The 10,893-nt window shown below is 36.2% G+C and carries 12 protein-coding genes; 10 read left to right on the top strand and 2 right to left on the bottom strand.

The annotated features are described in order from the left end of the window. Nucleotides 1-31: 31 nt before the first annotated feature. Nucleotides 32-2,008, bottom strand: a complete 1,977-nt coding sequence (locus AC51AA_RS03325; protein WP_500704325.1) for an alpha-ketoacid dehydrogenase subunit alpha/beta — start codon at nt 2,006-2,008, stop codon at nt 32-34. Nucleotides 2,009-2,205: 197 nt separating this feature from the next. Further along, the gene (locus AC51AA_RS03330) at nt 2,206-2,955 is read right to left on the bottom strand and encodes a 4-hydroxy-tetrahydrodipicolinate reductase (protein WP_500704326.1); all 750 of its coding nucleotides are present in this window, start codon (nt 2,953-2,955) and stop codon (nt 2,206-2,208) included. 254 nt (nt 2,956-3,209) lie between these two features. Between AC51AA_RS03330 and AC51AA_RS03335 the strand changes: the two genes are divergently transcribed. From AC51AA_RS03335 to AC51AA_RS03380, 10 genes are all read left to right on the top strand, one after another. Next, nucleotides 3,210-4,160: an isopenicillin N synthase family dioxygenase gene (locus AC51AA_RS03335; RefSeq protein ID WP_500704327.1), complete on the top strand. Its 951-nt coding sequence runs from the start codon at nt 3,210-3,212 to the stop codon at nt 4,158-4,160. 94 nt (nt 4,161-4,254) lie between these two features. Then, on the top strand, nt 4,255-4,587 hold the full coding sequence (locus tag AC51AA_RS03340; protein WP_500704328.1) for a translation initiation factor: 333 nt from the start codon (nt 4,255-4,257) through the stop codon (nt 4,585-4,587). A gap of 98 nt (nt 4,588-4,685) precedes the next feature. Then, the gene (locus AC51AA_RS03345; protein ID WP_500704329.1) at nt 4,686-5,558 is read left to right on the top strand and encodes a nucleoside phosphorylase; all 873 of its coding nucleotides are present in this window, start codon (nt 4,686-4,688) and stop codon (nt 5,556-5,558) included. A gap of 86 nt (nt 5,559-5,644) precedes the next feature. Then, a complete protein-coding gene (locus AC51AA_RS03350; protein ID WP_500704330.1) occupies nt 5,645-6,037 on the top strand; it encodes a VOC family protein in 393 nt (130 codons plus the stop codon). A gap of 11 nt (nt 6,038-6,048) precedes the next feature. After that, nucleotides 6,049-6,522: a DUF4265 domain-containing protein gene (locus tag AC51AA_RS03355; RefSeq protein WP_500704331.1), complete on the top strand. Its 474-nt coding sequence runs from the start codon at nt 6,049-6,051 to the stop codon at nt 6,520-6,522. A gap of 51 nt (nt 6,523-6,573) precedes the next feature. Next, the gene (locus tag AC51AA_RS03360; protein ID WP_500704332.1) at nt 6,574-7,425 is read left to right on the top strand and encodes a substrate-binding domain-containing protein; all 852 of its coding nucleotides are present in this window, start codon (nt 6,574-6,576) and stop codon (nt 7,423-7,425) included. 18 nt (nt 7,426-7,443) lie between these two features. After that, nucleotides 7,444-8,376 (top strand): transglutaminase-like domain-containing protein, encoded by a 933-nt coding sequence (locus tag AC51AA_RS03365; protein WP_500704333.1) that lies wholly within the window; start codon nt 7,444-7,446, stop codon nt 8,374-8,376. 110 nt (nt 8,377-8,486) lie between these two features. After that, nucleotides 8,487-8,855 (top strand): hypothetical protein, encoded by a 369-nt coding sequence (locus AC51AA_RS03370; RefSeq protein ID WP_500704334.1) that lies wholly within the window; start codon nt 8,487-8,489, stop codon nt 8,853-8,855. A 118-nt stretch (nt 8,856-8,973) separates the two neighbouring features. Beyond that, a complete protein-coding gene (locus tag AC51AA_RS03375) occupies nt 8,974-9,531 on the top strand; it encodes a DUF4256 domain-containing protein (RefSeq protein WP_500704335.1) in 558 nt (185 codons plus the stop codon). A 213-nt stretch (nt 9,532-9,744) separates the two neighbouring features. Next, entirely contained in the window at nt 9,745-10,785 is a 1,041-nt protein-coding gene (locus AC51AA_RS03380; protein WP_500704336.1) for a methyltransferase, read from the top strand. Nucleotides 10,786-10,893: the final 108 nt, after the last annotated feature.

A 10,893-nucleotide genomic window follows, 5' to 3' on the forward strand; every position in this document is an offset into this window, starting at 1 on the left:
TTCTTTATGCAAAACTGTTTATGATTTGTAATTAATATTTCAATAAATTTAATAAAACTTCTTCGAAACGATTTTTTGGTAAAAACTGATCTTCTAAGGCTTTGGTAAAAGGAATAGGAGAATCTAAACTAGCCACTCTTTTTACTGGAGCATCTAAATGTTCGAAACATTCTTCCATAATCAACGCAGAAATATCGCTAGCGATTCCGCCGAATAGTGTGTCTTCTTGATAGATAATGACTCTACCTGTTTTTCTTGCTGATGCAAAAATAGTTTCGGTATCCAAAGGTTGTAAGGTTCTTAAGTCAATTAAATCCGCCTGTATTACGGGGAATTTAGCCAAAGTGGCCAAGGCCCAATGTACAGCAGCTCCAAAAGCAATAATGGTTACCGAGTTCCCCTCTTTTAATAAAGCTGCTTTACCCAGTGGAAGTGTATAGTAATCCTTTGGGACATCCTGATAGATACTGCGGTACAATTGTTTGTGTTCAAAGAACAGTACCGGATTGGGATCGTTTATTGCGGCATTGAGCAGTCCTTTCGCATCGTAAGGAAAAGCAGGATAGACCACTTTTAAACCGGGTGTTTTAGTGAACCAAGCTTCATTGGTTTGGGAATGAAACGGTCCTGCTTGAGTGCCTCCGCCACAAGGCATACGAACTACTACATCGGCCTTTTCGCCCCAACGGTAATGCGATTTAGCCAACAGGTTAACAATAGGGTTAAAACCAGTAGAAACAAAATCAGCGAACTGCATCTCGACTATGGCTTTGTAACCGTTAATGGATAGTCCCATAGCCGCGGAAACCACAGCGCTTTCACAGATCGGTGTATTGCGTACGCGTTCTTTACCAAATAAGTTCACAAAACCATCGGTTATTTTAAAAGCACCACCGTATTCGGCGATGTCTTGTCCCATAATGATCAGGTTTTCATGGCGTTGCATGGATTCTTTTAGACTGTTGCTTATGGCATCAATAAAACGAATATTTTCAGTAGGAGATTTTGGTTTAATCTCTTGATCTATAAACTCTTTGTATACATCATTTAATTCTTCGCTATAGCTTGGTACAATGTCGGGTTCGTCATTAGCCAAAAGCAGATGTTCGTCTATTTCTTTTTTAATTTCACTGTGTAAAGCAGTATCTTCAGCTTCAGTAAGTACTCCTTGTTCAATTAAAAATTGTCTGTAATTTTCCACGGGATCTTTGGCAGCCCATGCTTTCATAAGTTCTTCGGGGACATATTTAGTGCCGCTAGCTTCTTCATGTCCACGCATTCTGAAGGTTTTAAACTCTAATAAAACAGGTTTTGGATTTTCCTGCATCTCGGCTTTAAGCTGTACTATTTTGTTATAAACTTCTAAAATATTATTGCCGTCCATAATGTAGCTCTCTATGCCGTAACCTATGCCTTTATCGGCCAGGTTTTCACAAGCGTATTGCTCGTTTGTAGGGGTTGAAAGGCCATAGCCATTATTTTCTATGATAAACAATACAGGCAACTGCCAAACGGCTGCAATATTTAATGCTTCATGGAAATCCCCTTCACTGGTTCCTCCCTCACCGGTAAAAACAGCTGTGATTTTTTTATTGTGCTGTAGTTTATTGGCCAAAGCAATTCCGGCAGCCACTCCCATTTGCGGTCCCAAATGAGAAATCATCCCGATAATATTATATTGCTGTGTTCCGAAGTGAAAACTACGGTCTCTACCTTTTGTGAAACCATTGGCCTTTCCTTGCCATTGTGAAAAAAGCCGATACAAAGGAATGTCTCTAGAGGTAAAAACTCCTAGATTTCGATGCATCGGCAATATATATTCCGAAGGATCTAAAGCGGCAGTAACACCAACAGAAATGGCTTCCTGCCCTATTCCAGAAAACCATTTTGATACTTTACCTTGTCGAATAAGAATAAGCATCTTTTCTTCTACTAGGCGAGGTTTTAAAAGTCTCTTGTATAAATCGAGTAATTGAGTATCGGTGAGGTTTTGTCTGTAAAAGATCATTTGGTTATCGTTTTTTAGTATTTCAAAGATAGAAAAATATAACAAAATGAATTAGTTTTGTTAGATATTTTACAAACTAAATAGCGCTAGTAAGCTGAACCAAAAAGAGATAAAGTGTTTGGCTAAAAAAACGGAGTCACAAGCATCAAAGCTCTTCCTGAATTTTACCAATCAAAGTGATCTTTTTTGTTGCGATCCTAGTGCACAAAATAAGGGGCTAAAATATCTTCAAAATGGTAGAGCCCTTCTTTTTTATCAGCTAAATTTTCCGCCACAAATACCACTCCACTACCAAAAGCTTCGCGGGATATGCTTTCGTGGATGATGCGGACAGTTTGAAAGGGAAAGCCAAAAACAACTTCATGTTTCCCTACAATGCCTCCAGCTCTTACGGAATTAATGTCTTCTTTCTCTACATCAAGCACTTCGGCAATTTTCAGTGCTGTCCCCGATACACCATCTTTGCCTTTGAAGTGCTCTTCAATGATTTCAATATCCACCCAGGGTGCAATTTTCTTTAAAAACTTAGAGGCAAATAGTAAATAGTTTACGCCTAGAGTGATATTGGGACTCCAAAATACAGTGGTTCGTTGCGAAAGAAATTTTAAAAATTCCTTTTCTTTAGTCGTGTAATGGGATATGGCCGATATAATTTTTATTTTTCGCTCCGTTGCGGCCTCGCCATAAGTGTGTATTCCAGCGCTGGATGAAAAATCAATGATTATGTCTACGGGTTGCTCGTCTAAAAGTGTGGTAATGGGGGTAGATTCGCTGGAGTATATCTTCCCTCCTTTGGTGGTATCGATGCCTAAAAAATCGGCGATGCCGCGATGCTCTAAAACCATGCTCTTTTTTAAAACCCATTCCAGGGAAAAAGTGGGGTGTTGTAAAAGTACTGAAGCTACTGCTTTTCCTGTTTTTCCAAATCCGATTAATCCTATTTTCATAAGTATGTTTTTTATAAAACTAGTGATTTTTGAAAGTATATTGGCCGATTTATAGAATTATTAACATGTATTTACGCTGTAATGGTTCTTAAAATTCAGAATTGTCAAAATAAATTATTGTTACATTTTTATTAAATAGTGGTGGATAAATTTATTTTTCTGTTAAAAATTAAAATTCCAATATAAAATATTCTCTACCTTTGTTTTGGAAAGGATTTCTAAATCCTTTTATCTTTAAATAAAAAATGTAAAGTATGCAAAACATTCCTAGTGTAGACTTACGTGATTTCCTTTCGGACGACCCGAAACGTAAACAAAAATTTGTAAATGAAATCGGCAGTGCATTTGAAAACATTGGCTTCGTAGCCCTAAAAGGTCATTTTTTAGACGATCAATTAGTAGACGAACTTTATGGTGAAATTAGAAAATTTTTCGCCTTGCCAGTAGCTACTAAGCATGACTATGAAATTCCCGGAATTGGTGGTCAAAGAGGTTATGTTTCTTTTGGTAAAGAACATGCTAAAGGACGAAAAGAAGGAGATTTGAAAGAATTTTGGCATTTTGGACAGTATGTGGACCAAGATTCAAAATATGCGGCGCAATATCCAGACAATGTTGAAGTAAAAGAACTCCCTCGTTTTAATGTAGTGGGTAAAGAAGCTTATCAAATGCTTGAGAAAACAGGTATTTATGTGTTAAGAGCCTTGGCCTTGCATTTAGGTTTAGATGAGTTTTACTTTGACCAATACGCCAAAGAAGGAAACTCTATTTTAAGACCTATTCACTATCCTCCTATTACTTCAGAGCCGGAAAATGCCATTCGTGCTGCTGCTCACGGAGATATTAATTTGATTACCCTTTTAATGGGGGCTCAAGGAAAAGGATTGCAAGTTCAAAATCATGACGGAGATTGGATTGATGCTATTGCAGAAGACGATCAGTTAGTGATCAATGTTGGTGATATGTTGTCAAGACATACCAATAATAAGCTAAAATCAACGATTCATCAAGTTGTTAACCCACCAAGAGAATTATGGGGAACTTCACGTTATTCGATCCCGTTTTTTATGCATCCTGTGAGCGATATGCGCTTAGATTGTTTAGAAAACTGTATTGATGCTGAACATCCAAAGAAATTTGAAGATATTACAGCAGGAGACTTTTTATACGAACGTTTAGTAGATTTAGGTTTGATAAAAAAATAAAAGTTTAGCACTCAATTTTTTAAATTCCAAATTCCAAGCTATCAAATTGGGATTTGGAATTTAATTTTTTTATACGATAATTTAAAGTTTAATTATGGACTTACACGAACAATTAAAAAAATTATTTCCAGATCATGTTGCCTCTAATGAACCAGAAGAAGTTCATCAGGAAGACCATGTGCTTTATATTCAGAAGGAGCCTATGATTTGCAAATTCGAAAAAAGAAAAGGAAAAGCCACCACAATCATTGAAGGTTATGAAGGCTCTGACGAAGATTTTAAAATTCTAGCCAAAGAGATTAAAACAAAATTAAGTGTTGGCGGTACTTTTAAGGATGCTGCTATTATCATTCAAGGTGATTATAGAGATAAAATTATGGCTATTTTAAAAGAAAAAGGATTTAAAACAAAACGTGTGGGAGGATAGAAAGTTTTAGGCAGTTTAAAATTTTACAATGCTATTTTTTAGTAAAGTTTTTTTTACCTTAGAACCTTAGTACTTCAAAACCTGATAAGCTTAATAAAATGATACAAAAATCAGAATTAATACTGAATCCAGACGGAAGTGTTTATCACTTAAACCTACTTCCTGAACATATAGCCCACGATATAATTTTTGTTGGAGATCAGAACAGGGTGGAAAAAATTACACAGTTTTTTGACTCCATTGAATATTCTACTCAAAAAAGGGAATTTAAAACCCAAACGGGGATTTATAAAGGGAAAAGAATAACGGTAATGTCTACCGGAATCGGTCCCGATAATATTGATATTGTTTTGAACGAGTTAGATGCTTTGGTAAACATCAATTTAGAAACTCGTGAACCCAAAGAAGAGTTAACTTCGTTAAATATAATTCGAATTGGAACTTCAGGTTCCCTGCAAGCGGATATTCCTGTGGATAGCTTTGTGATGTCTAAATTTGGATTGGGACTTGATAATATGCTCCGCTCCTATTTGATCGACCAAGTATCCCATGTGGACATAGAAGAGGCTTTTGTAAAACATACCCAATGGGATAGTAAAAAAGGAAGACCTTATGCAATTGCTTGTTCTGAAACCTTAGAAAAAATTATCGAATCGGATCAAATGTTTAAAGGAATTACGGCGACAGCTGGTGGTTTTTACGGACCCCAAGGCAGAATCCTGCGTTTGGATATCCAAGACGATCAATTGAATGCTAAAATGGATAATTTTAACTTTGATGATCATCGCATTACCAACTTAGAGATGGAGACGGCTGCTATTTATGGTCTATCGGCACTTTTAGGACATAATGCCTTGTCATTAAATGCTATTATTGCCAATCGGGCTTCTGGAACTTTTAGTGAAGATCCGTATAAAGCCGTAGATGCGCTTATTGCCTATACGTTGAATAAATTGGTTGCCAATAAGTAGGATGTAAAGGCATGGTGTAAAGTACGTTTGGAAACGTTTTAGGTTCATTTTTATAGGTTTATTTTTTTAATTTAAAAACTAATATTATGTATTTAAGAGTTGCAAGGCACACGAATAACTTGGAGAAAATAGAAGATTTTTATGTGAATATTCTTGGTTTTCAACTTTTAGGTGTTTTCCAAAATCATCACAAACACGATGGATTGTTTATTGGAAAAGTTGGATTAGACTGGCATTTTGAATTCACCAAATCTGATAAAGCAGGCCATCAGGTCTTTGATCAAGATGATGTGATAGTGCTTTATCCTAAAACAATTTTAGATTATAATGAGTTGGTAGATAGATTAGAACATCATCATATTTCAAGTATAACTGGACCTCATAATTTTTGGAACGAAAGTGGAAAAATGTTTCTGGATCCAGATGGTTATCGCATTGTTTTATCGCCATTGAAAGCCGTAATAGATGAAATTAATTAGTAAATTTAAGAATGCAAGAAACACACAAAAAAATTGTATTTAAATATTTTAGTGAGTATTTAAAAGAAACGGTTATTGAGACCATGTGGGCAGAAATTATTGATTTAGAAAAAGGTCTTTTTAAATTGGATAATATTCCTTTTTTTGGTCCACTAGTGGCTACCGACGATCTTTTTTATGCTCAATATAATGAGACGGAAAAACGTTTAGAATATAAAGAAACAATTGAAACCTCTGGAAATTCAATTGTTCAGATTTTAATTTTAGAGGAAGGTTTTGATAAAGAAATCATCAGAGATAAACTCAAAGCCATCAATTGTTTGTCTGAGGCCTTAAACGATACTTTTCTTGCTGCTGAAATAGCCAGAGATATTGATTACTCAATTGTAAAAAGTGTCTTAAATGACTATGAATCCCATTCAATAATAGAATTTGCGGAACCTTGTCTCTCTGAAAAACATCGAACTGATTTAGTAAAAAATTAATCCCAACCCACTTAGATAGGTGTATCTAACTCAATAAAAAAGAAAACCATAATGAAAACTGTAAAAATTGTAGGTGTTCCAGAGCACTTTAATTTACCATGGCATTTGTGTCTTGAGAATGGCGAATTTGAAGCAGAAGCCATTGATTTACAATGGAAAGATGTTCCTGAAGGTACCGGTAAAATGTGTCAACTACTTCGTGAGGGGCAGGCGGATATAGCTGTTATTTTAACTGAAGGAATTATAAAAGATATCGCAGCGGGTAACCCTAGTAAAATTGTGCAAATTTATGTGCAATCTCCTTTGATTTGGGGAATTCACGTGGCAGCACAATCAGATTTTCATAGTGTAAAGGAGCTTAAAGATAAAAAAGTGGCTATTTCTAGACTTGGTTCTGGCTCTCAATTGATGGCTTATGTCAATGCGCACGAAAATGGATGGGATACCACTAATTTGAGCTTTGAAATTATCAATACCATTGATGGTGCTGTGGAAGCCTTAACTAAGGGAACTGCGGATTACTTTATGTGGGAACGTTTTATGACCAAACCCCTAGTGGATCAAGGGATTTTCAGACGTGTAGGCGATTGCCCTACTCCATGGCCTTCGTTTGTGATTGCCGTGCGCGACGAATTCTTAAAAGAGAATCCAACTGCTATGGAGAAAATCTTAGCGGTCATCAATAAAAAGACGACTCATTTTAAGCAAATACCTGATATTGATACCACTCTATCCCAACTTTTTAAGCAAAAGAGAGCCGATATCCAAGAGTGGTTAGGTTTAACGCAATGGGCGCAAAAAAATCTAGAAGAGAAAGCCTTTATAGAAATTCAAAATCAATTATTTGATCTGGGAATTATTGATAAAAAAGCTACTTTTGTTCAAACTGTAAAAGCACTGTAAATACTGCTTTTGATTCTTATGATAAATTTTCCTAAAATTGACTTTCCGCAATTAAAATCCAAATTACAGGTGAAATCACCTTGGGATAGGGTGATTATTATGGTGTTGAGTCTTTTGATTACCATTCCTATTTTTATCATCTTGCATCAAAATCTAATTGATTTGCATTGGGCGTTCAATTTAGATCGTATTTTTATTTTTATACTTGTCTTTGCTGTTGTTTTCTTCCTTTTAATGTTATTACGAACGATCATCATAGTGTGTATTGCCTTGTATCTATTGGTTTTGTTTTATGGAACGGTGATTGGTAATTATGGTTTTAATGAGATCTCGGAAGATTATAATTCGATGATCTATACCATGTCAGACAACCCTTTTCCACAAGATATTATTGTGGCCAAATTGTTGCCGTTTCCCAATAAAACCAAAATCATCAATGCCATAGAATATCAAAATCCCAAAGTGAGGAATTTCGCTATTATGGCAACTACCAAACACTTTAAAGGGTTAAAGGGATACGCTGACTATAGAACCATTATTCAGTGTTTTGCCGTTTTTAAAGAAATTAATGGTCGCTGGAATTATGTGAACGATCCCAAAGAAGGAGATTATATTGCTACGGCTAGCGAGTCATTAGAGTATTATTCAGGAGACTGTGATGATCATTCTATTTTGATGGCAGCGGCCATTCGTTCTATTGGAGGAACGCCAAGGCTGATACACACCAAAGGACATATTTATCCTGAGATATTGATAGGTTCTTTAATTGATCTAGAAAAAGTCAATTATTTGATTAAAAATGTGCTTTTTGTAAAAGAAAGTTATGATAAGAAGATTCATTATCATATTGATGAACGCGGTCAAGTATGGATGAATCTTGATTATACGGCGAAATACCCTGGTGGTCCTTTTCTATCGGAAGAAATTTTAGGAGCGTTAACACTCAATTAATGCGAGCGATATATTTCATAACTATTTGGTTGTTAAAATTTTGGGACTATTAATATTAAGTTAATATATTTTTTTGTAACTTTTCATCATTAACTTTTAATCCAAAAACCATGAAAAGATCAAACTTATTTATCTTAGGAGTTGTATTGCTAACCGTCGTAATGATTTCGTGCCATAAGGGACGAAATAAATTAGTAGATACCTGGAAAATTACTGCAGTTGAAGCGAAAATGCCGCTTTCAGATTCTGCTAAAAATGTAATGTTAACCAAGGGGACTCTTACCTTTACAGAGGATGGACACGTAAGTGGATACATGCAAAGTGAAATAAATAATGGTACATACGCTTTAACAAAAGGGGGGAAAAGTTTAGTCATTAAAGATGAAACAGGAACGCCTTATCCTGCTGCAAGTACCATAACAGCTGATAAGTTGATACTGGACATGAAAGAGATGAAAATAACGCTGGACAAAAAATAATTTAAAAGTTGATGTTATTACGCTTTACATAATTAGATAAACCTTCAAAAGTAATTTTTTGAAGGTTTTCTTATTTTAAGTACTGCCCTGAACGAAATATATAAAATTGAAAAAATCCATGAAAAAAGAATTGTTACCCAAAGAGCAAGAAGAATTATTGAGTCTATTGAAAAAGCGATTTGAGAAAAACAGCCAGCGTCATGAAGGTTTAGACTGGTATAAAGTACAAACCAAATTGGAAGCCCATCCACAAAAGCTATATGCGCTGCACGAAATGGAAGCCACTGGTGGGGAGCCCGACGTAGTGGGTCATGATCAAAAAACAGATGAATACCTATTTTTTGACTGCGTATCAGAAAGTCCTAAAGGACGAAGAAGTGTGTGTTATGACCATCAAGCATTAGAATCAAGGAAAGAGCATAAACCTAAAGATAGTGCGCTTCATATGGCTCAGACTATGGGTGTCGAGCTTCTGACAGAACAAGAGTATCGCCAGTTGCAGCAATTGGGAAAATTTGATGCAAAGTCCTCAAGCTGGATCCAAACGCCAGAGGCCATTCGAAAGCTCGGAGGCGCTATTTTTTGTGATTTCCGCTATGATCATGTCTTCGTATATCATAATGGTGCTGAGTCTTATTATGCTGTTCGTGGATTCCGAGCTTCACTAAGGGTATAAGGGCTAAAAGCAGAGTAGCGTGTACCACTAAAGCATTGAGGTGTCGAACAGTTAAGAATTAATATATTGTTTAAAATACTGTATAGCAGCGTGTTAGTTGTGTTAAAATTAGAATTATCTTAGCAGTAGCAAATTATTGGTGTGTAACATTGATAAAAAAGCGGATAAGCCGAAAACCGAACAGAGTAGGCAATAATTTTTTTACAACATAAAATGGAACAGCAAAACACCGCACCTACCCCAGCGACTATTATGGAAATTGGATCAGGATTTTGGGCCTCAAAAGTTCTTTTGTCCGCATTAAAATTTGAATTGTTTACCGTTCTGGCTTCCAAGGGGGCTTTGACGGCAGCACAGATTAAAAAAGACTTTAATTGGAAGTGTACTGAAAGAAATGTTTACGATTTTTTGGATACGCTAACCGGTTTTGGTTTTCTTAGCCGAGAAGGTATTTTGGAAACCGCTAGCTACTCCAATGGTAGGGATACCAACGTTTTCTTAGATAAAAACAAACCCTCGTATATAGGAGGAATTCTCGAAATGATGAACGACAGACTCTATGAGTTCTGGGGGAACCTAGAAGAAGGATTGCTGACGGGAGCTCCACAGAACGAATCAAAAGTAGGGGGAAATCTTTTTGAAAATCTCTATAATGATACAGCACGATTAAAGGGATTTGTTCATGCCATGACGGGCGCTCAATTAGGAGGATTTATTGCCTTTGCTGAGAAGTTTGATTTCTCAAAGTATAAAACCCTTACCGATGTGGGGGGGTCAGCAGCTATGTTATCACTGATGGTGGTGCAACGTCACCCTGATATAGCTTGTACTACCTTTGATTTACCCGCCATTGCCCCTATTGCCAACGAAACTATTGACCAATATGGATTGAGTAGTAGTGTAAAAGTGGTTAGTGGTGATTTTTTTACTGATGCTATTCCGTCTGCGGATATCGTCACTATGGGTAATATTCTTCACGATTGGAATGAGGAGATCAAATTGAACTTAATGCAAAAAGCGTATGATGCCTTGCCAACTGGTGGGGCCTTTGTGGTTATTGAGAGTATTATCGATGAGCAAAGGAATCAAAATGTCTTTGGTATGATGATGAGTATTAATATGCTTATAGAAACGGGTGATGGTTTTAATTTCACCTTTGAGGACTTCAAAAAATGGGCAAAAATAATCGGTTTTGCCTCGACTGAACTTTTACCATTGGCAGGAGCGACAAGTGCTGCTATAGCCTATAAGTAGAACGGTACAGGCTCATTTAGAAGCTTTTTCTTTCGAGCGCTTTGCGCTTAATTATAAATGGTTTGTTTTTCTGAGATTTTACAAAGGTAAAGGCAAGAAAAACAAACC

The sequence above is a fragment of the Flavobacterium sp. OHVDL-2026-0007 genome (assembly GCF_059882335.1).

Excerpts from the sequence above, each read along its gene's own strand:
- AC51AA_RS03325 (WP_500704325.1), bottom strand. The coding sequence starts at position 2,008 with ATGATCTTTTACAGACAAAACCTCACCGATACTCAATTACTCGATTTA.
- AC51AA_RS03330 (WP_500704326.1), bottom strand. The coding sequence starts at position 2,955 with ATGAAAATAGGATTAATCGGATTTGGAAAAACAGGAAAAGCAGTAGCT.
- AC51AA_RS03335 (WP_500704327.1), top strand. The coding sequence starts at position 3,210 with ATGCAAAACATTCCTAGTGTAGACTTACGTGATTTCCTTTCGGACGAC.
- AC51AA_RS03340 (WP_500704328.1), top strand. The coding sequence starts at position 4,255 with ATGGACTTACACGAACAATTAAAAAAATTATTTCCAGATCATGTTGCC.
- AC51AA_RS03345 (WP_500704329.1), top strand. The coding sequence starts at position 4,686 with ATGATACAAAAATCAGAATTAATACTGAATCCAGACGGAAGTGTTTAT.
- AC51AA_RS03350 (WP_500704330.1), top strand. The coding sequence starts at position 5,645 with ATGTATTTAAGAGTTGCAAGGCACACGAATAACTTGGAGAAAATAGAA.
- AC51AA_RS03355 (WP_500704331.1), top strand. The coding sequence starts at position 6,049 with ATGCAAGAAACACACAAAAAAATTGTATTTAAATATTTTAGTGAGTAT.
- AC51AA_RS03360 (WP_500704332.1), top strand. The coding sequence starts at position 6,574 with ATGAAAACTGTAAAAATTGTAGGTGTTCCAGAGCACTTTAATTTACCA.
- AC51AA_RS03365 (WP_500704333.1), top strand. The coding sequence starts at position 7,444 with ATGATAAATTTTCCTAAAATTGACTTTCCGCAATTAAAATCCAAATTA.
- AC51AA_RS03370 (WP_500704334.1), top strand. The coding sequence starts at position 8,487 with ATGAAAAGATCAAACTTATTTATCTTAGGAGTTGTATTGCTAACCGTC.
- AC51AA_RS03375 (WP_500704335.1), top strand. The coding sequence starts at position 8,974 with ATGAAAAAAGAATTGTTACCCAAAGAGCAAGAAGAATTATTGAGTCTA.
- AC51AA_RS03380 (WP_500704336.1), top strand. The coding sequence starts at position 9,745 with ATGGAACAGCAAAACACCGCACCTACCCCAGCGACTATTATGGAAATT.